The organism is Leptospira congkakensis, from assembly GCF_004770265.1.
In the GTDB taxonomy this organism is placed as follows: domain Bacteria; phylum Spirochaetota; class Leptospiria; order Leptospirales; family Leptospiraceae; genus Leptospira_A; species Leptospira_A congkakensis.
Genome location: NZ_RQGQ01000022.1, coordinates 53,287 through 72,306, shown reverse-complemented (window position 1 = coordinate 72,306; position 19,020 = coordinate 53,287). Strand labels below are relative to the sequence as shown.

Genomic DNA, 19,020 nt, shown 5'->3' with positions numbered 1-19,020 from the left:
TAGAATTTTATATAACTTTGGTTCTGTTTAGGTAGTAAATTCGTTTCCCTTCATTTCTTTTTTCCGTTTCGAAAAAAGAAACTGGGAAACCTGGTCTTTCGAATTCATATTCTTTTTCTTCCCAAACAAATTTAGGAAATTTTCTAAATAGAGAAATGGTTCGCCTCGCATAAGGGCCGTAGTCGGTCGCAAATAACAACTTCCCACCGGGTTTCAACAAATCATAAATTTGTTCGAGCATATCGCCTTGCATGAGTCTGTTTTTGCGGTGTTTTTTCTTTGGCCAAGGATCGGGGAAGTTGATGATGATCTCGTCAAAAATTTCTTTCTCTAATAATTCATCGAAAAACCACTGAAAGTTAACGGTCATATAGCGGATATTCTCTAAACCCAGCGTTTGTCGTTGTTTTTCGGTGTGGATGATTCGATTTACCTTCTTTTCCATCAACAGATATCCTGTTTGGCGGTCATTAGACGCCAATTCGATGGCAACTTCGCCCCATCCAGAGCCAAGTTCTAAAACAAAGTTTTGGATCTGTTCCGGGAAAGATTTTTTTAGGTCGATTTTTTTTCCCCGCTCTTTAGGTTGCAGGAGGTAGTCGGATCGATAGGAAGTCTTTGTAGTAAACTTCCAAAGTTTTTCTTGGATTTCTGGGCTAACTAACAAATGCATTCCTTCCGATGATGTATTGTCAGGATTTTAAAAAGGAAATAGATGAAAATAACTCTTTTTGGTGTTCGCGGTTCCCTCCCTACGCCGATTTCTAAACCGGAACAACGCGAGAAAACTTTGAAGATTCTCCAAATGGCCAAAGAAGAGTGGAGGAAGGATCCAGAAGGATTCTCTGAAGAAGAATTCTTAAGTCGTCTACCCATTCCCCTATCTCAGGATTTGGGAGGGAACACCACTTGTGTGTTTATCGAAGGGGACGGAGGCGAAAAAGTCATTTTAGACATGGGAACGGGCCTTCGTGTTCTAGGGAACCAACTGGCACCACAAGCGTTTAGCGGTGAAGAAATGGACGTTCATATTTTGGTTTCCCACACTCATTGGGATCATATCCAGGGTTGGCCTTTTTTTAAACCTGGTTATTCACCATCTTGTAATATTCATTTTTACTCATGTATTGAAAATTTAGAGGAAAGATTGGTGCGTCAGCAACACCCTGAAAACTTTCCCGTAACTTTACAGCAGATGGCATCTAAAAAACACTTCCACCTTTGGAAAGAGTTTGAATCTTATATGTTAGGTGGCCTTAAAATCATTCCTTTTGGTTTACGTCACCCAGGGTCTTGTACAGGATACCGGATTCGTGAAGGAAATAAAATTTTCCTTTTTTGTACAGATGTAGAATATAGAGAAGAAGATCGTGAACATCTACTCAAAATGAAACCACAAATTGCTGGAGCTGATCTCATCATCATTGATGCGCAGTATAGCACCGCAGAGGCAGAAAAAAAATTGGGTTGGGGTCATACGGCTGTTAGTAAAGCAGTAGAGTTTGCAGAAATGATGGAAATTCGATCCGTAGTTCTAACGCATCACGAACCAGACCATACGGATCACGAAGTGGCGAGAATTATTTTGGATGAAGCTAGATTACAAAAACCTGGTGGGATGCAAGTTCATATTGCTCATGAAGGACAAAAGTTTATTCTTTAAGATTCATTCGTTGATCAAATAATTGGAGTGGTAACCTTTTGCTTCTCCAGACCAAATGGGACAGTTCATTTTCAGATCGGCATACCAATGAATTTGGTATGGTTTGGCAAAAAACAATTGGATGAAAAATCTTAAAAACGAAGAGATGTTTTCCAGCGCACTCATGGTTGCAATGGGGCGAGTTCGTTTGACTAGAAGGGAACATTTCCCTTCATTAAAATATAAAACTTCTGTTTTGGGGATCGTATAACCAGAAGTAGGTTCCTTTTCCCAGTCTATAACTTCTGATCTTTCCACAGTTCCTTCCAATACAAGTTGGCCAGTACTATCAAGGACAGCCACACGGCGAAAAAAACCACCAGGGAAATCGGAAGTTCCGATAAACCCACCAGTAAAAATTCTAGATCCATCTTTGGTGATGGACCTCACTAGTTCCCAGTTTTTTGAAAATTGATAGACTGGTTCGTTTGAAAGGATATGTTCCAAACCACCAATACCTTTGATCTCCTCGGTAACTTCTTTATAACGAATGGTTCCTGTAACCTGAGAGTAAGAAAAAGGGATGTCTGCTTGGACAAATTTTCCCTCATCTTTCAACGGGTATTTTCCTTTGGAGATGGGAACCGATCCTCGCCTGGGTTTGTACTCCAATTTGATTTCCCAGTCACCATAGTTCATATAAAACGAATAAACTCCGTTTTTGTATTCCATCCAGTTTTCTCCACTTCTCTGGTAGAATTGACCTTTTTTGAACTCATATTCATCGGAATCAAATTCGCGAGTGGAATAAAACACTGGTTGGTCTTTTGGTTTTAAAAGTAGCGATATACCATTGTTATGTGATCCTGGGCCAAAATTGCTAACAAGGAAGGTGGCAAACAGATTGTATTTTTCGTTGCGGAAAGTGAAGTTCCAAGCTTGGAGGTATCCTTCGTCAGGATAGTGTTGGGTTTTAAAATCTTGGGCTAGTAGGTTTACACTCGGCAATGTTGCCAATATCAGACAAAGAAAAACCAACCGAAAGAATTGCCGAAACACCGGCAAATCCTAACGGGTGCTTGTAAAAGAATCAAGATTTTTCTTGGGGATTTCCTTTAAATGGTGACGGTGCTTGGGAGAGCCAAAGCAAATAAATCTCCCAGACAAACGAGCGAAAAGACGGGATGTTCTGTATTGCCAATTTGTTTTAAGCGTTCCCTTTCTTCCGCGATTCCATCAATATGAATCCAAGTTTCCATATGTTCTTCTGGTAAAATCCTGCAAGCCACTTGGTATTCAAAAGACCCAATCTTTGAGAAAAAAATTTGAACTCCATCGCTTGGGGAATCGGCGAGAGTGCGACGGAAGGCAAATTGTTTGGACTTGGTTTCGCCCCGCATTTCATAGTAATGGTTCAGAATTCGTAGGATATGTAAGAATTCTTCTTTTTTTGTCACAAGCTCGCGCCATTGCACTTCGGTTTCTTTCATACCAGAAGCGGTGGAGGATATTTGACTTTGGTTCTTAAAAAAGGATTCTCACTTGAAAAATACTTTCCCCTATCCAGGATGAACGAAACGGGCATGGTCACGGAGATATTAGAAATATTCTGGAAAGAGAAACTCCGGTTTGCACAATACTGTTTTGATGAATTGGCTTTGATTGATGCCAAGTCCTTTGCTGATAGGAGAGCCGGCGGAAAATCACCCGAATGGACTCTCGGCCAGATGATTTCTTACGATCGCAATTTTAGTTTTTTCCTTCCCCTCTCATTACGAATCAGTGGATTTTTCTTTTTTACTGCTTTCAAAGACCAAGATATAGAAAGAGACATAGAAGCCATTAGAGACCGGTACACACCGCCTGCCTTTCCCTCCCATTTTTGGGAAATCCAGATCACAAAAGCCACCGACCTAAAAATCAAAGCAGCAGATCCAGTGGTGAAAGAACACTGTGAGTCTTGGAAAGATGTTCTTGAGAGATTGGAAGTAAAACTTTCTCTGATTTCTGAACGAGATGCTTATAGAAAAAGATATACATCTCTTACGGGAATTCATACCATTTCAGGAGCGATCAATAATTCTACGGAATTTTGTCACTACCTATGGAATTTACATATGGTAAATCCAATATAAACGTTTTTATGCGAATCAAAAATTGAATGAGAGTTTAGGAGAAATCAATGGGAAAAATTAAAGTAAAAACACCGCTAGTTGAGTTAGACGGCGATGAAATGACAAGAATTATCTGGAAAGAAATTAAAGATCGTTTCATCCACCCTTATTTAGACATCACTTTGGAATATTATGACTTAGGTGTTGAATACCGCGACAAAACAGATGACCAAGTCACTGTAGATTCTGCTAACGCGATCAAAAAACATGGTGTAGGTGTTAAATGTGCAACTATCACTCCAAACGCTGACCGAGTTAAAGAATACAACCTCAAACAAGAATGGAAATCACCTAACGGAACCATTCGTGCCATCCTTGATGGAACTGTTTTCCGTAAACCAATCATCATTAAAAACATCCCAGCAGCGGTAAACTCTTGGAAAAAACCAATTGCAATTGGAAGACATGCTTACGGTGACATTTACCGTGATGTGGAAATCCTTGTTGATGGCCCAGGAAAAGTAGAACTCGTTTATACAGACGCTTCTGGAAAAGAAAAACAAAGACTACTAGTAAACGATTTTAAAGGTGCTGGTGTTGCTCTTGCGATGCATAACTTAGATGAGTCCATCAAGTCATTTGCAAAGGCATGTTTTACTTACGCGTTGTCTGAAAAAATCAGCATCTGGTTTGCAACTAAAGATACCATCTCTAAAAAATACCATGCTCGTTTCCGTGATATCTTTGATAACATGGCAAAAGAACAAGAAGCTGCTATGAAAGCTGCTGGTATTACATATAGTTACTACCTCATTGATGATGCAGTTGCGCAAATCATGAAAAACGAAGGTGGACAACTTTGGGCCATGATGAACTACGACGGTGACGTTATGAGTGATATGGTTGCTTCTGGTTTTGGATCCCTTGGTCTTATGACTTCTGTTCTTGTGTCTCCAGACGGAAAATACGAATACGAAGCAGCACATGGAACAGTGACTCGCCACTACCGTAAATACCAAAAAGGAGAAACCACTTCTACAAACTCTGTGGCATCTATTTTTGCTTGGACGGGAGCTCTTGCGAAACGTGGAGAACTAGATGGAACTCCAGAACTCGTAAACTTTGCTCTTAAATTGGAAGAAGCAATCATTGAAACCATCGAAGGTGGTGAGATGACAAAAGACTTACTTTCTCTTTCTACAGCAGCTACCAAAAAAGAATTGGATACTTTTCAATTTATGGAAGCTGTACAAAAACGATTGGATTCTAAACTTAAATAAGTTCGGTTTCCTACACCCTGTCATTTGGCAGGGTGTGTCGTTGTTTTTCTAACCTCTCTCCATCTACCAGTTCCTTCCCGATCCATAAAATATTTCCTTGCAATTGCCAATAGACTTCATACATTCAATTTCCGTTATAAAGGAGATTGCCATGAAACAATGTTTTTACATTTTTTGTTCTCTGTTTTTAATATTCAGTTCTCTTTCCGCAGATCCAATCTCCCCGAAAAAAGGCGACAGAGTGGAAGTATACGATGCAAAAGAAGGTAAGTCGTTTTCAGGAATGGTGATCAAAATAGAAAAGGAAGGATTTTTGATTCATTATGATGGTTATGCAGACAGTTATGATGAAGTGGTTACGCTCGATCGAATCAAACCTATGGCAGAAATTCCTGGTGTTACTTTTATCAAATCGGAGAAGGGTAAGTCTGTCACTGTAATCGGCAATTTAAAAACAGGATCCATTATGGATGATTTGGAGTGGGCAGAGGCCAGTTCTATGGCATGTTGGCCTGGGATTCGTAATGTAGAGTTTGAAGGAAACCAAATTCACTATTGGACTGACCTTCCCAAAAAATCCACTCTTATCGTTACAGTAAAACCTAAGAATAGTAAAACGCGCGTTAATTTATATGCGTTTAGCGGTTTTGATCCGAAATACATTCCTCCCAAAGTATATGGAGCCGTAAGTTGTGAAGCCTCACACCCAACTTGGATCGGCTCTCCTGATTTTTCGAAACCTGCAGAACCGCAGACCGTCGAACTCCGTGCAGTTGGAAATCCTTACCGCGTTTTTATTGGAGTGAGTGGGGCAAAAAATATAACTGAAGGTGACTTTGAGTTAACGTTAGAAGTCAAATAGGATAATGATCGCTGAATTTATAGAGTGGTATTTGAATGAATCGCCAGAAATTAAGTCTTCCGCCGAATTGTTTGATAAATGTATTGGTTATTTACAAAAGTTAGATTTTCAGATTGTACGCGTCAACATGGGGACTCGGACATTACACCCACAAGTGGAGTCCTTGTCTTATACTTGGGTTCCGAAAGGAAAATTAGAATATTTTGATGATACAATCAATCCGCTTTTAATCTCTAAAACCACAATAGAATCCGAAAATGGATATCTCCGAGAAGTTCGTTTTCGATTGGGTTCTTTACAAACTTCTCAGTTTACGGTAAGCCCCGTTCAATATGTAATGTCTACCAATAAGACGTATTACTTTGGTTTTGCGGATCATAAAGAAGAGAAGTATCCGTATCCCATTTTGGAAGATTTAGCTCCTTTGGGTGCAACCGGTTATTTTGCTGTGCCCATTTATCAGAAAGGAAGTGGTTTTGCTTTCCTCAGTTTGGTTACGGACAAACCAAATGGTTGGTCAAACGACGAATTAAACTTTTTACATCAGGTTCTTAAAATCATTTCTCTTCAGTGGATGAATTTTATTCAAAATGAACTAACCGAATCTCTTCTTAGTATTTATTTGGGGAAAAGAACCGGATCAACTGTGTATTCTGGTAAAATTTATTTAGGTGAACTAGACAATATCAAATCGGTGATTTGGTTTTCAGACATTCGTAATTACTCGGGAATGAGTGAAAAATTATCCCCTCCCGAAATTATACAGTTGTTAAATGACTATTTTGGACTTGCGATCCCACTGATCGAATCCCATGGGGGAGAAGTTCTCAAACTATTAGGTGATGGAATTTTAGCAGTTTTTCCTTATACCGAATCCAATAAAATTTTTGTTGGAAAAAAAGTGCTTCTCGCCGTAAGAAAGTTAGGTGAAAGTTTGTTTTTACACAACCAAACCAGAGAAATAGAAGAAAAACTTTCCATCCACCATGGAGTTGGTTTACATGCAGGTGAAATCCTTTATGGAAACATTGGTTCTTTAGAACGATTGGATTTTACTGTGATTGGTGAAGCTGTCAATATGACGAGTCGGATTGCCGGTATGTGTGGGGAATTAGGAAAAGCCGTTTTGGCATCCGAAGATTTAGCAAATCAAATCCCCATTCGTTGGGAAGAACTCGGAGAACACAAACTCAAAGGAATTAGTTCTCCAAAGAAGATATTTGCAATTTCAGAACGAACGAAACGGAAATGGTAAATATAAAATTTAAACTTAGCGAACAATCACCCATTTTCCACCAATCCAACTCAAATACAGAGGAATGGAGGCACCTTTTTTTGAAGTCAGGATGGGATCTCCTTTTGGATCAGAGACATTTAAAATTTGGTCATTACACAATAAGGTGAATTTAATTTTCTTAGTGTCTAATTTCCAAGTAGATCCAATGGCCTTTGTCATTTCGGAAATGGATTTAATTTCATCTGCTTCTACATAAGGATAGAAACGTACTTCGGATGTGTCTTGGGCTCGGAATTGGATCATCGAAAGTATTTTTTTAGAATCTTTAGTGTTAAGGATTTTTGTGAACTCATTTGCAAATTCAATGGCAGAAGATTCTTTTTCTTTGGTGAGGGTGATGATTTCCGCTTGTTTCCACAATTGACTTGGCGGAAGAAACGGTGGGTCAAATTCTAACTCCGTCCATTCACCTAAGTTGGCTTTGGTGGTTTTCGACCATTGGAATTGTTTTAAGAGTTGGCCTTCGTCAGGAAATTGTCCTTTCTGTCCTAATACCAGTTTTACTTCTGCTTCTTTTGGTAGACCGTCGGTTTCTTTCTGTTTGCCTTTACGTTCAGTCAGCCGAATTTTGATTTTGTTTTTCCCAGGTAAAATCCAATAGTTGATGTCTGCTTGTCCTGAGGAATCGTCATTCGAATTCCCACCACGAACTTCATAACCATTGGCATCAATCTCTAAGTTGATGGAGTAGTTTTTGTAAGTAATGATATAGTATCCTTCTTTTGGAGAAACGAGCGGGATTGGTTTTTCTTCCCCGAAGATTGGGTGAATGTAAATTGCCAAAATGATAAAAAGGAACAATATTCTTTGCATTTGAGTTTCTCCAGTATCGAGGTAACGGAGGATTCTAAATGGTAGAAATCAATTGTCGATGAGAAATTAATTTACCGAATGAAATTTAAAAAGAATTTTGAGAAAATGATCTATCCATAAATCCAGAGCGAAGTTATAGAAATTTTTTTCCATGGCGATCGAAAAAGAAATTTGTATCACAGGCGGAACAATGGAACCTTCCATATTTTTTGGCTGGGATAGGTTTGTTACAGGAAGGGCAAAGAACCGTTTTGTTGATGAAAGTTGATAGACGCAGATTCTGTTCCAGCCGATCTAAAAATTGGTATCGAATAAAGATTTGTGCAAAACCCATACCTACTAAAAAGGTCACAACCTGTCCGCCATAAACACTCCGCACTTGGTTGTTTAATTCAATGATATAGAAATAGGATTGGATGAGAATCCAAATACTGAGACTAATAAAGATTGGTATATCACGGAAGGTAGCTTTTTCGAATACCATCGTACTTTTTACATTAGGAAAAAATACAAAATACATACCAAGAATTCCTGAGATAACTCCAGAAGTTCCGATTACCGGTATGATAGAATTTATATGAAATAAAAAATAGGTTAGATTGGCTAAGACTCCAAAAAAAATAAATAGAATGAAAAAATAGAAATGTCCTACTACATCTTCTATATTATCAGCGAACATGTATAGATAAACTGCGTTGGTAAACCATTCCGAAAGGGAAGAGTTAAAGAAAAATGAATAAAACAAATTGAAACCAAACTCTTTTTTGGGTGTAAACGCATAAGGTTCGTAGTTATCGAAAAACAGCGTTAACATAGTGAGAAAAATAAACCCAAGGGTTAAGATTGGTTTTCTAAAATTATGATTTGCTTTTTCGAATACAAACATTGTTAGTTGGTCTTAAGGCTCTGCCAATAGTTGTAACAAACGATTGTATTGCCAATCCCTTTCTTTTTGGACAGAAATCTCTGGATCCAGATTTTCGTTGGCCCTAAAGACTGCTTGCGCGGAATAATTGGCAGCACCTATGGCATGAGTTTTTACATGGGCGGTGGCAACGGCTTGTCCGCAAGCTCGTGCTACAGATTTTGTTTCGTTATCAGTGTCGATCTTTCTTGCTGCAGCATGGGAATCTAATGCTGCTTTTCGTATGGCTGCCATACTAAACTTGCCTGTTTGGATCCATTCTTTTAATACATTTAGAGCTTCTTTAGGATGATAATCCATACAATCGGAATTCTCAAAATAGAAAAACACTCGTTCCACACAATCCAAGGCCCACTGAGCGGAAGTTTTGTGGTCGGTCCTTGCGAGTAAATCCATAATTCGATTGTCTTTGGTCGTAATGCTAAATTTATATTTTTTAGCCATGTTCCCATCATAACCGATCGATCTGTCTTTTAAAGCGATTTTAAAACCAGAGGTAAAACAAAAATGTAAATCCCAGAAGGATTCCATACAACCATTCGTCTCGTTTTCGAAAGAGATTCGCCACGGATTGGTTTGGTGATCTTTTTCGGATTGTTATGAAAAAAGAATAAATTACAAAAAGAAAAAATCCTGAGATGGATAAATATATTTTATATTCCGGTATTTGGATTCTGAAGGAAATGAGTGCAAAAAATAGAACCAAAAACAAAATCCAACTTTTAGTATTTGGGGATTGGATGATCATGGATATCCATTGTTTTCGTTTTGAAAGGGAACTTTCCTTTTCTTTCAAAACTTCCGAATTTTTCCTTTGTCTGTTTTGAACCAGGGCCGTAAAAACAAGTAAAACAAGAGCAAAATGAAAACTAAAAAAAACTCTATGTAAAAAGTTGAGTTCTGCACCAAACATTTGTTTGATGGATTTGGGTGCAATTCCAGAGTAAAGGACTGGAATCAGAAATGAAAAAATCGGTGTGATTAGAATTGTAATGCAGATCATTCGACTGCTGATTTTTATATTTAAAATTCCAAATAAAAAAACTACAAGTAGGGCAGGGGTAAAATGAGAACTTTGGTTGGAAAGTTCGATAAAGAAATTTTTCTTAGAATTGGGATCCACAAAGAGAATGGCAAGGACTGTGACCAATACCGAAAAAACCAAAAGAAAGATTCGGCCAACTTTCATTTCTTCTGCATCGCCTAATTTTTTGCCTAGTTTTTCTCGGAATGGTTTGTAAAAATCAATCGTAAAGAGTGTGGCTGCTGAATGTAACATAGAGTCAATGCTGGAAAAAATGGCTCCGAGAAGGCCTGCAAGGATCACTCCGATTAGCCCATATCCAAATGGAACTACAAGCACAACCAACTTGGAGAAAGCTTCGTCTGGTGCGATGTTTGCGGTTTCACCAAGGGAAGTCCAAATTTGGTAAGCAGCCACTCCAGTAAGGATAGAGAAAAAAGGAACTGTTAGTTTGAGTAGACCCCCAACCAAAATTCCGAGTCTTGCTTCCCTTAAGGATTTCCCACCTAGCGTGCGCTGTACGACATATTGATTGGTATTCCAATAAAAAATATGTAACAAAAAAAGTCCACTGAGGGCTCCCGTCCAAGGAAGTGTAGGATGGTTTGGTGGGAGATACAAATTCATTTTACTAAGTCCGTCACCGCGACTTTCTTCTTTGGCAAAAAGTTCGAAGATCCCGCCCACCTCTGGCCTAGTGATGGAAAGGTAGGCAAGGAGTAATCCAGAGGCTAAAATAAGAAAGGTTTGGATGACATCGGTGTAAACCACTGATTTTAAACCACCAAACCATGTGTAGATGGTTGATGTAAATGCAATCCAAATGACAACTTCTGTATAGGTGATTTGGATTCCTGTATCTTTGATAAAGGGAAGAAAACTTCGGGCACCAATGTACAAAGCCCCAGTCAGTTGGATGGTGATTAAGATGAGCGAAATTCCAGAATAGATTTTTCCAGCGCCGAGTCCAAATTTGCTCTGGAGAAATTGAGAGAGGGTATAGAATTTTTTACGTCGAAAGAGCGGTAGAAAAACAAAAGCCAAGAGAACAATCGCGGGTATTGATCCAAATTCGTAGTGGCTTTGTGCAAAACCTACGGAAAATCCAATTCCAAGCATTCCGACCAAATGGTTTGCCGAAATATTGGTTCCAAATAGGGATCCAGCGATCCCCCACCAGGGAAGGCTACGGCCCCCGAGAAAATAATCGGAAGAGGAGGATTCTTTCCGGCCGGCGTACATTCCGACGCCCAGAACGAGAAGGAAGGTGAGTCCAAAAAATAGAAAGTCGATACTTGTTATCATAGCAGATAATTGATTCGTCATATTGGATATTTTCTGAAATTATGGCAAGCGATAGATTTCCGGGAATTCTCTCTTGTCTTTGTCCGAGACCTATCTTCCAGTAGAAAAACAATGAATCCGATCCCTAAAGCACCCGCCATTCGATCCGAAAATCCTGCCGTAGAAGTCTCCTGGTTTTGTGACCTTTGTAATGGAGACTATGAATATTTGGGAGTGCCTGATGGTTCATTACGTTCTAGTTTCGAACATTGTTCGGATATCATTCGTTTGGCGGATGAACTCGGATATCAAAACATTCTCCTTCCTTCTTCTTACCAAACAGGCCAAGATACTTTAACTTTTGCCGCAGCTGCATCTCAATTCACAAAACAGATATCTCTCCTAACAGCAATTCGGTGTGGTGAAATCCATCCACCCATGCTTGCAAGGACATTGTCCACCTTAGATCATATGTTAAAAGGAAGGCTGAATATCAATATCATCTCCTCTGACCTTCCTGGAACCCAAAGAGATTCCAAAACAAGGTATGAGATTTCTAAAGAAGTCATCCAGATTTTGCAACAAGGTTGGACTCGGGATCAAATCAAGTTTCAAGGAAAACACTATCAGTTTGATTTGCCTTCAGATCCAGTAAAATCCTACCAACAAAATGGAGGGCCACTCCTTTACTTTGGTGGGATTTCTCCTGATGCCAGAACATTGTGTGCTGAATTTTGTGATGTGTTTTTGATGTGGCCTGAAACAGAAGAAAGACTGGCTGATACAATGAAGGATTTAAGTGTCCGTGCGGCTTCCTTTGGAAGGACAATCGATTTTGGTCTTCGTATTCATTTGATTGTAAGGGATACAGAAAAAGAAGCAAGAGATGCCGCAAAACAATTGTTATCAAAGATTGATATAGAAAGAGCAAATGATATCAAACACAGGGCATTGGATTCTAATTCGGCGGGAGTTCTTCGTCAAGATGACTTGCGAAAGTCTGCTGATCCTGATCTTTTTATTGAACCAATGGTTTGGTCGGGGATTGGTCTTGCTCGTTCTGGATGTGGTTCGGCTATTGTCGGAACACCTGAACAAGTATATGAAAAAATCCAAAGATACATCCAAATGGGGATTCGGGCTTTTATTTTTTCTGGTTATCCTTTAATTGAAGAATCCAAACTATTTGCGAAATCAGTTCTTCCTAAGTTACAAACCATCAACTTTGCCGAAGCGCAAAATCGAAAACCTAATGGAATTCCTGTCACTCCACTCACCACGGGAGAAAGAAAATGAAAGTTCCACAAATTGAATTTCCGAAACATAAATTTTCAATCTCAAGACTGGTTTATGGGATTTGGAGATTACATGAAGATAAAGAAGGAGTCTCTCCTGAAAGAATCATTCAAAAAATAGAAACTTGTCTTAGTCTTGGGATTGATACTTTTGATCATGCGGACATATATGGAAACTTTGAAAATGAAGAACTTTTTGGTCGTGCTTTGGCCAAGTTACCTTCCTTAAAATCAAAAATCAAAATCATCACGAAGTGTGGGATCCAAGTTCCAGGATCTAAGTTCTCCACAAAACATTACAATACGTCCAAAGAACATATTCGTTATTCCGTGGAACGTTCGTTACGTAAATTACAGGTGGATCATTTAGATGTGGTTCTCATCCATAGGCCAGATCCTTTAATGGATCCTTATAAACTAGCAGAAATATTTGAAGTTCTAACTCGTGAAGGAAAAGTAAATCATTTTGGAGTTTCTAATTTTAAACCTTCACAGTTTCATATGTTACAATCAGGCTATCAGAAACCGCTTTTTACAAATCAAGTGGAGTTTCATCCGTTTCACACAGAACCCTTGTTTGATGGGACTTTTGACCAGGCATTAGAATACAAAATCCATCCTATGATTTGGTCACCTACGGGGGGAGGGAGGATTTTTTCACCTAAGTCGGAAAGAGAAGTGGCCTTGGTTTCCAAACTAAAAGAAATTGCTAAGGTTTACGGCTCCCAGATTGACCAAGTTCTTTACTCTTGGTTTTTAAACCATCCGGCAGGACTGGTTCCCATTTTGGGAACCAATGATCCAGGGCGTATCCAGTCGGCGGCTGAATGTTTTTCCTATCCCCTCACTCGAGCGGAGTGGTTTTCGATTCTAGAAGCAGCCCGAGGGAAGGAAGTGGCTTAAAGACACCCGATTGCACCAACTGAAAAGATATTGATCGCTATATTGAATAAAAATCCCATATAGCAGATTTAGGTTCTCGTCGGTTTAGGGAGTCTTGATGGGATGGATGGGAGAGGTGGTTTGTTATGCTTTCTGAATTGGCTCCCAACCATTATTTTTCCGGAATTTCTATGACTCGGGATTTAGCCGATGATTTACATTCATTTCATTCTGTGGAACCTACAGAAGAGGTTTGGGATCATACAGTAGGAACCATAGCAAGGATTCCCGAGATCATCGCGACTTGGATTTTGGAATACCTTCCCGAATCACAAAACTTTCGTTTGCTTGCACTTCATAGTCGTGTTCCATTTCAAATTCCGAAAACAGTTTCTAAATATTCGCTCCCTTGCCACCATGTAGTTGATTCCAATATGATTTTTGAAATGAGTTTGATTGGTGAGGATACTTATTTTCATTCTCTCAGTGAAATCATTCCGGACAAATCGTCCGCAATGTATTTAGGATATCCGATTCGATCTGATATAGGGACTGTCATCGGAGTTATTGGAATGATAGTGGAAGATAAGTTTAAACATAAATTCAAAAACTTAAAACTCATCGATGTGATTGCAGACAAACTTAGCCAAGAATTGATTCGATACAAAAATGAAAATTTAATTGCACAAACTTTAAATACTGCATCGTTTGTGAAACATTCTTTAGCCGAGTTATTTCGACTTCTTTCTACAAAGTCGACTGATCTCACTGTAACTTGCCGAAATTATTTACAAACAGGAACTAAACTTTTTGGTTTACCTTTAGGACTGATTGCCTCCAAAGTTGGTGAAAATTGGGAGTACAGTCTTGTCGAAGGGAATGTACATGGGATTTTTGAGGGACAAAGATTTTCTAAGGAAGAATCGAAATTCTCACACCAGAGTTTATCTGGTTCTGCTTTTATGATAAACGAAATTTCTGCGACTTCAACTGATCGTGTGAGAGATCATTTACTAGATCTGGGAGTATCTTGCCTGATGGAATTTCCTCTTAAAGTTCATAACCAAACCATTGGTGTTTTAGGTTTTTATGGATTTAAAGATCAAAAAATAGAATCTATCGAATTGTTCCAAAGGGTCTTTGAACTTTTGGGGATTGGCCTTGCCAACACGATCGAAAAACATAATATTGATTTGTTGTCAAAAATTGTTTTTTTGGAAAAGGAATCTTCAGCTTCTTAGATTTGGATACAAATTATTTCAGTTTTGTTTTGATAAAAAAATATCTCAACAAAACTTTGTGATTGTGTGATTGTTAAACTTTACTCAGACGAAGAATTCCTTCTTCTTCTGAATTTAGAAAAAAAACATCTTTTCCTGAGTTCATTTCGTAAATAAAATCATTTAGGCTTTTGCTAGAATAAATAGAAAAATCGCCGATGATTGCTAGTTTCATTCGGTAGTTGATTATCTTTTGTAACACGATTCCTGCTAGTCCTGTTTTTAAATCAAAGAAGTCTTCCGCAAAATGAGATAGTTTCAATATGAAGCGATCACATCCAGAATCGTATTGAATTGTGGCAAACAAATCCAGGGCAGAGGATCCGTCCGTGATCAAAGTTTCGTTTGAGTCGACTACTGCGATTTCAATATTGTTTTTGTTAATTTTACGAATGTTCATTGGTTACTTTGCAGATCCATTTGAGATATTCTATGGATTTTCGTAGTTTCATTAAAGTTTTGATCTTTCTTTAGACAGGTTCGAGATCCGGTTTTAAAGGAACCTTGGAGCCAAACGAAAGAAAAACTGAAAAATCCGCCGGCAAAGGCAATTGTTTTCCTCATTTCTTTTCAAAATAGATTTGACATTCCTATATTATATATCTAAATATTTATATAACCAATTAGTTATGCAAACACTTGACGCTACTTTTTCTGCCCTTGCTGACCCCACTCGTAGGGCCATCCTTATGCGCCTTGCGAAAGGTGATTTAACCGTTATGGAACTTGCCAAACCGTTTCGTATGAGCCAACCTGCTATTTCCAAACACCTCAAAGTTTTGGAAGAGGCTGGACTTGTTTCTACTACCATCCGAGCCCAAGAGAGGCCACGTAGACTGGAAACAGCACCACTTAAAACGGCAATCGACTGGATCGAAAAATATCGGCAAATGTGGGAAAAACGATATCAAGTGTTAGATGGACTACTTTTAGAATTACAAACAATACAAACCAAGGGAGAGAAAAAAAATGACAACAAACAAAAATGAAGTTAAGTTAGAACGTCGAGGTGAAACAGAAGTTGTATTTACAAGATACTTCGACGCACCAAGAGAATTGGTTTTTGACTGTCATACCAAACCTGAGTTAATGAAAAAGTGGCTAATTGGTCCAGAAGGTATGGTTCTTGATACTTGCGAACAAGATTTGAAAGTCGGTGGTAAATACTTGTATCTCTATGCGGATCAAAATGGAAATAAATCTGGTGTATACGGAACTTTTCGAGAAGTGGTTGTTCCTGAAACTTTAGCCAATACCGAAAATTATATTATGGATATGGCAACCTTCGACCCTAAGGCTCCCGAAGATCCAAATGCCACATTCGAATCACGTACCTTTATTACGGAAGGCAAACGAACACTGATGAGACACCTCTGTCGATATGCTTCAGCGGAAATGTGTAAGATGATGGTGGAATCGGGTGCCGCAGATGGAATGGCGGAATGTTATATGGAGTTGGATAAATTGTTGGCTGAGATTTGATCGGAGATGGAAACAATTCGATAGTAGTGAGCGATTTTGATTTGCCTCGGTTTTATTTCCGAGGTTCAGAATGTTGCATAACCTGTAACGATTAGAAAAAACGTTCTCTTGTTATGAGTTCTAAAAGGGTAATGGATCAAGAGTAATTCCAAAATGAATTAGTTAGCGGGTGTTATCGATACTAATATTTTCATAAATTTTTTCAAATATTGCTTCTTCTGGAAAGTGATACATTTTATTAGAAATAATCACTGTTGAATTCATCTCATTTCTGAGAAATAAATATAACTTACTAAATCTAGAAACATAATTATCGTCGGAATTTAAGTTTTCCTTTGAAAATATGAGCAATTCTTGTATAGGTTTTTCAATCCTAAAATTATTTGAAAATGGAAGAATTGCAATTGTTCTAATATAAAGCATGAATAATTCATTCTTTGAGTCTCTTATGTGTTCTAATTTTGCATAAATAATTTTCAAGATCTCGTCATATTCCATCTTGAGCTCTGCTTCAATCATGAGTCTCGTCAAAAATTTTAGTGTTTTTAGCGATTGATTAAGTTGTCTGTCATTAATGATATTATTTTTAATTAACTCCAGAGATTGAGTAAAAAACTCACCAATTATTTTTTCTTTCAGGTTTTCGCTGAATTTACTCATAGACAAAGCATAAAAGATATCATACATCGCTAATGAAAAAGTTTTGTTTATTTTTTCGTCATTAGTTTTTAGCGCATTTAGAATAAAGGTAATCCATTCGAATAGAAATATTTTATTGATGCATAGATCATTGAAATTTTCGGAAAAAATTGAAATCAGAAGGCGTGAATAATCGTTATCACTCTGCAGGTGCTTCAAAAAACAAGTATCAAAGATATCCTTGTATTTGTTTATTAAGAGTAGCTTGGAGATTTTGGTTCCAATTGATAAATTGTAGTATTTAAATAAATAATCAATACAGTCTTCAACTAAATCTTTGCTTATAAGTATTTCATCGATTAAGGAATTAAATAGCAAATCCAGGAGAGGTTGAATTTTTTCTTCGTTGTTTAAGTTATAACTAATATTCTCTAAAATTAAATTTATTACTTTTTTGCTTTCTCTGCCTGATAGAACGTTATACAATAGGATTGTTTCTTTCCATGATTCTTGAAATAAAAATTTTTCAATAATATTTTCTTTCTCTAAACTTAAATTTTGTGGTAAAAATCCTTCTTTGATCGCATATGCAGCCAGAAATTCCTGAAATGTTAAATGTCTAAATTCATAAATTGCTTCACTGAGCCCGTTAGAGTAATCGAATCCGGCCATTACCAATAGACTTGACCTCATTTCAATTTTTTCTACGAAGTCGTTTACGGAAATAGTGTATTCAATTTCTGGAAAAGCATCTCTAGACTCTTGTAAAATTTTTCTTAATTTATTTAATGCAATTCTAGCCTCTCCACTTTCCATCATATAATATGCTAAATAACTTAATTGAGGGAGAACTTGATCTTTATCTAATATTTGGTATGATTCTATGTTCCAAGTCATTAGTAGAACTTCAATTGCTTTGTCATAGAGGGTTGATCTTTTGGTCGGAAGTTGACCAACCCATCTTTTAACTAAAAGCAAGGTTGTTAGTAATAAAGGATTTTTAGCAATTTTTGTTATTCGATCATAATCACTAATAGACTTTGCAAGTGCAATTGCTTCGTTAGCTCTTTCGGCAGAGGTTCCATAGATAATGCTATACCATTTAGATACTAGTGATTCTATATGAAAATCATCAAAATCTGCTATTTCAAAATGGTAACAATGATTTACTAATGAAGAGGCTATAATTCTGTAGCCTGTTTCTCGTGATGTAATCAAGAACTTTATTTTAGGATAAGCATCCATAAATTGTCTGAGCTTATTTATAAATCTAGTTCTAATGCCTGGTTCAGAAATTTCATCTAGGCCATCTACAAGAATCAAAAGCTTGCCTTCTGAAATATAATCATCAATCAGTGATTTGAATTCCTTTTCATAGCCAAGTAATTTTTCTGAACGAGTAAAAGTGGAATATAGTAATTTAGTGAAATTTTCTAAGTTTAGAAAATCAAAATCTCTACATCTAATCAGAAGTGGTAGAAATAAAGTGTTATTATTCGAATTATGTATAGATTCTCTGAAGTTTTTTGCGTGATTTATTGCTATATTTTTCAAAAACATAGACTTTCCGCTTCCCGGCATACCCAAGATTACAGAATTATAAGATAAGTTAAGAATTTCCTCATCATGCAAGTTGTTGAAAAATGGAAGTGGATAGAAATCCATATCCATATCCATATCTATATATGTCTTTTTGTTATGGGACTCTAATAGAGCTTTTCTTTCTGCTTTGAATTCTGGATATTTTTGGTCTTTTTTCCAAAAAATAAATCTGAGTTGAACATACAAATTTTCAATGTTTACTTTGGTATGCATCTCATTGTCTGAAGGCAATCCATCGAAATATATGCTTCCTAATTCTAACTCTAAATGTTCTAAGTAGAGTAAAATTAATGACGTTCTATCGATTTTCTCTTTAATCTCTCTCTCGTTTTGAACCACTAACACTTTAACCTGAAAGAAAAGCGGAATGATAATTTCTTCATAAAATATAATATATTGGTTTAACATTGTATTATAAATATAAGAAATTCTTATATTGATAAGCGTATCCTCTAATTTAGTTCGATCGACTGCTTCATTATATTGGCTTTTTATTGTGGGATTTCCATTGAGTATTTGGAGAATCCATTTATCTAATTCATCTTTATCTTCGAAAATTCGAGCATTGAAATCGGAAAGTAAAGTTTTTGCAGATTCTG

At 37.4% G+C, this 19,020-nt stretch carries 19 protein-coding genes; 10 read left to right on the top strand and 9 right to left on the bottom strand.

Annotated elements, in window-relative coordinates:
• Positions 1-7 precede the first annotated feature (7 nt).
• On the bottom strand, positions 8-667 hold the full coding sequence (gene trmB, locus EHQ70_RS18415; protein ID WP_135588931.1) for a tRNA (guanine(46)-N(7))-methyltransferase TrmB: 660 nt from the start codon (positions 665-667) through the stop codon (positions 8-10).
• A 48-nt stretch (positions 668-715) separates the two neighbouring features.
• On the opposite strand from trmB, the gene EHQ70_RS18410 reads away from it, so the two are divergent.
• The gene (locus EHQ70_RS18410) at positions 716-1,663 is read left to right on the top strand and encodes an MBL fold metallo-hydrolase (protein ID WP_135588929.1); all 948 of its coding nucleotides are present in this window, start codon (positions 716-718) and stop codon (positions 1,661-1,663) included.
• A 3-nt stretch (positions 1,664-1,666) separates the two neighbouring features.
• Here the strand turns inward: EHQ70_RS18410 and EHQ70_RS18405 are convergent, their stop codons facing one another.
• Both EHQ70_RS18405 and EHQ70_RS18400 read right to left on the bottom strand, forming a co-directional pair.
• A complete protein-coding gene (locus EHQ70_RS18405) occupies positions 1,667-2,701 on the bottom strand; it encodes a hypothetical protein (RefSeq protein ID WP_135588927.1) in 1,035 nt (344 codons plus the stop codon).
• Between the two features lie 56 nt (positions 2,702-2,757).
• Positions 2,758-3,132 (bottom strand): LIC_13246 family protein, encoded by a 375-nt coding sequence (locus EHQ70_RS18400; protein ID WP_135588926.1) that lies wholly within the window; start codon positions 3,130-3,132, stop codon positions 2,758-2,760.
• A 78-nt stretch (positions 3,133-3,210) separates the two neighbouring features.
• Between EHQ70_RS18400 and EHQ70_RS18395 the strand changes: the two genes are divergently transcribed.
• The 4 genes from EHQ70_RS18395 (at position 3,211) to EHQ70_RS18380 (ending at position 7,153) form a co-directional block, all read left to right on the top strand.
• Entirely contained in the window at positions 3,211-3,777 is a 567-nt protein-coding gene (locus EHQ70_RS18395) for a hypothetical protein (RefSeq protein WP_208729591.1), read from the top strand.
• A 47-nt stretch (positions 3,778-3,824) separates the two neighbouring features.
• The gene (locus tag EHQ70_RS18390) at positions 3,825-5,036 is read left to right on the top strand and encodes an NADP-dependent isocitrate dehydrogenase (protein ID WP_020776611.1); all 1,212 of its coding nucleotides are present in this window, start codon (positions 3,825-3,827) and stop codon (positions 5,034-5,036) included.
• A 151-nt stretch (positions 5,037-5,187) separates the two neighbouring features.
• On the top strand, positions 5,188-5,898 hold the full coding sequence (locus EHQ70_RS18385) for an MBT domain-containing protein (protein ID WP_135588922.1): 711 nt from the start codon (positions 5,188-5,190) through the stop codon (positions 5,896-5,898).
• Positions 5,899-5,902: 4 nt separating this feature from the next.
• On the top strand, positions 5,903-7,153 hold the full coding sequence (locus tag EHQ70_RS18380) for an adenylate/guanylate cyclase domain-containing protein (protein ID WP_135588920.1): 1,251 nt from the start codon (positions 5,903-5,905) through the stop codon (positions 7,151-7,153).
• 15 nt (positions 7,154-7,168) lie between these two features.
• Here EHQ70_RS18380 and EHQ70_RS18375 read toward each other — a convergent pair whose 3' ends face one another.
• From EHQ70_RS18375 to EHQ70_RS18360, 4 genes are all read right to left on the bottom strand, one after another.
• Positions 7,169-8,008, bottom strand: coding sequence for a hypothetical protein (locus EHQ70_RS18375; RefSeq protein WP_135588918.1), 840 nt, complete (start codon positions 8,006-8,008; stop codon positions 7,169-7,171).
• 133 nt (positions 8,009-8,141) lie between these two features.
• A complete protein-coding gene (locus EHQ70_RS18370; protein WP_135588916.1) occupies positions 8,142-8,894 on the bottom strand; it encodes a rhomboid family intramembrane serine protease in 753 nt (250 codons plus the stop codon).
• A 12-nt stretch (positions 8,895-8,906) separates the two neighbouring features.
• On the bottom strand, positions 8,907-9,377 hold the full coding sequence (locus EHQ70_RS18365; RefSeq protein WP_135778265.1) for a putative immunity protein: 471 nt from the start codon (positions 9,375-9,377) through the stop codon (positions 8,907-8,909).
• A 40-nt stretch (positions 9,378-9,417) separates the two neighbouring features.
• Entirely contained in the window at positions 9,418-11,283 is a 1,866-nt protein-coding gene (locus EHQ70_RS18360) for an SLC5 family protein (protein ID WP_135588912.1), read from the bottom strand.
• 90 nt (positions 11,284-11,373) lie between these two features.
• Between EHQ70_RS18360 and EHQ70_RS18355 the strand changes: the two genes are divergently transcribed.
• The 3 genes from EHQ70_RS18355 (at position 11,374) to EHQ70_RS18345 (ending at position 14,659) form a co-directional block, all read left to right on the top strand.
• Positions 11,374-12,537, top strand: a complete 1,164-nt coding sequence (locus EHQ70_RS18355) for an LLM class flavin-dependent oxidoreductase (protein ID WP_135588910.1) — start codon at positions 11,374-11,376, stop codon at positions 12,535-12,537.
• Positions 12,534-13,439: an aldo/keto reductase gene (locus EHQ70_RS18350; RefSeq protein WP_135588908.1), complete on the top strand. Its 906-nt coding sequence runs from the start codon at positions 12,534-12,536 to the stop codon at positions 13,437-13,439. The genes EHQ70_RS18355 and EHQ70_RS18350 overlap by 4 nt, the downstream gene beginning before the upstream one ends.
• A 125-nt stretch (positions 13,440-13,564) precedes the next feature.
• Entirely contained in the window at positions 13,565-14,659 is a 1,095-nt protein-coding gene (locus EHQ70_RS18345; protein ID WP_135588906.1) for a GAF domain-containing protein, read from the top strand.
• Positions 14,660-14,732: 73 nt separating this feature from the next.
• Here EHQ70_RS18345 and EHQ70_RS18340 read toward each other — a convergent pair whose 3' ends face one another.
• Positions 14,733-15,098: a DUF4180 domain-containing protein gene (locus tag EHQ70_RS18340; protein WP_135588904.1), complete on the bottom strand. Its 366-nt coding sequence runs from the start codon at positions 15,096-15,098 to the stop codon at positions 14,733-14,735.
• Between the two features lie 229 nt (positions 15,099-15,327).
• Between EHQ70_RS18340 and EHQ70_RS18335 the strand changes: the two genes are divergently transcribed.
• Positions 15,328-15,687, top strand: coding sequence for an ArsR/SmtB family transcription factor (locus EHQ70_RS18335; protein ID WP_135588902.1), 360 nt, complete (start codon positions 15,328-15,330; stop codon positions 15,685-15,687).
• A complete protein-coding gene (locus EHQ70_RS18330; protein WP_135588901.1) occupies positions 15,668-16,180 on the top strand; it encodes an SRPBCC family protein in 513 nt (170 codons plus the stop codon). Before EHQ70_RS18335 ends, EHQ70_RS18330 begins: the two co-directional genes overlap by 20 nt.
• A 162-nt stretch (positions 16,181-16,342) precedes the next feature.
• Here EHQ70_RS18330 and EHQ70_RS18325 read toward each other — a convergent pair whose 3' ends face one another.
• Positions 16,343-18,829 carry an NACHT domain-containing protein gene (locus EHQ70_RS18325; protein ID WP_135588899.1) on the bottom strand — a complete coding sequence of 829 codons (2,487 nt, stop codon included), beginning with the start codon at positions 18,827-18,829 and terminating at the stop codon, positions 16,343-16,345.
• Between the last annotated feature and the right edge of the window lie 191 nt (positions 18,830-19,020).

What these genes read in the sequence shown, in the direction of transcription:
- EHQ70_RS18410 (WP_135588929.1), top strand. Translation starts at nt 716, where the DNA reads ATGAAAATAACTCTTTTTGGTGTTCGCGGTTCCCTCCCTACGCCGATT.
- EHQ70_RS18400 (WP_135588926.1), bottom strand. Translation starts at nt 3,132, where the DNA reads ATGAAAGAAACCGAAGTGCAATGGCGCGAGCTTGTGACAAAAAAAGAA.
- EHQ70_RS18395 (WP_208729591.1), top strand. Translation starts at nt 3,211, where the DNA reads ATGAACGAAACGGGCATGGTCACGGAGATATTAGAAATATTCTGGAAA.
- EHQ70_RS18390 (WP_020776611.1), top strand. Translation starts at nt 3,825, where the DNA reads ATGGGAAAAATTAAAGTAAAAACACCGCTAGTTGAGTTAGACGGCGAT.
- EHQ70_RS18385 (WP_135588922.1), top strand. Translation starts at nt 5,188, where the DNA reads ATGAAACAATGTTTTTACATTTTTTGTTCTCTGTTTTTAATATTCAGT.
- EHQ70_RS18380 (WP_135588920.1), top strand. Translation starts at nt 5,903, where the DNA reads ATGATCGCTGAATTTATAGAGTGGTATTTGAATGAATCGCCAGAAATT.
- EHQ70_RS18375 (WP_135588918.1), bottom strand. Translation starts at nt 8,008, where the DNA reads ATGCAAAGAATATTGTTCCTTTTTATCATTTTGGCAATTTACATTCAC.
- EHQ70_RS18370 (WP_135588916.1), bottom strand. Translation starts at nt 8,894, where the DNA reads ATGTTTGTATTCGAAAAAGCAAATCATAATTTTAGAAAACCAATCTTA.
- EHQ70_RS18365 (WP_135778265.1), bottom strand. Translation starts at nt 9,377, where the DNA reads ATGGCTAAAAAATATAAATTTAGCATTACGACCAAAGACAATCGAATT.
- EHQ70_RS18360 (WP_135588912.1), bottom strand. Translation starts at nt 11,283, where the DNA reads ATGACGAATCAATTATCTGCTATGATAACAAGTATCGACTTTCTATTT.
- EHQ70_RS18355 (WP_135588910.1), top strand. Translation starts at nt 11,374, where the DNA reads ATGAATCCGATCCCTAAAGCACCCGCCATTCGATCCGAAAATCCTGCC.
- EHQ70_RS18350 (WP_135588908.1), top strand. Translation starts at nt 12,534, where the DNA reads ATGAAAGTTCCACAAATTGAATTTCCGAAACATAAATTTTCAATCTCA.
- EHQ70_RS18345 (WP_135588906.1), top strand. Translation starts at nt 13,565, where the DNA reads ATGCTTTCTGAATTGGCTCCCAACCATTATTTTTCCGGAATTTCTATG.
- EHQ70_RS18340 (WP_135588904.1), bottom strand. Translation starts at nt 15,098, where the DNA reads ATGAACATTCGTAAAATTAACAAAAACAATATTGAAATCGCAGTAGTC.
- EHQ70_RS18335 (WP_135588902.1), top strand. Translation starts at nt 15,328, where the DNA reads ATGCAAACACTTGACGCTACTTTTTCTGCCCTTGCTGACCCCACTCGT.
- EHQ70_RS18330 (WP_135588901.1), top strand. Translation starts at nt 15,668, where the DNA reads ATGACAACAAACAAAAATGAAGTTAAGTTAGAACGTCGAGGTGAAACA.
- EHQ70_RS18325 (WP_135588899.1), bottom strand. Translation starts at nt 18,829, where the DNA reads ATGTTAAACCAATATATTATATTTTATGAAGAAATTATCATTCCGCTT.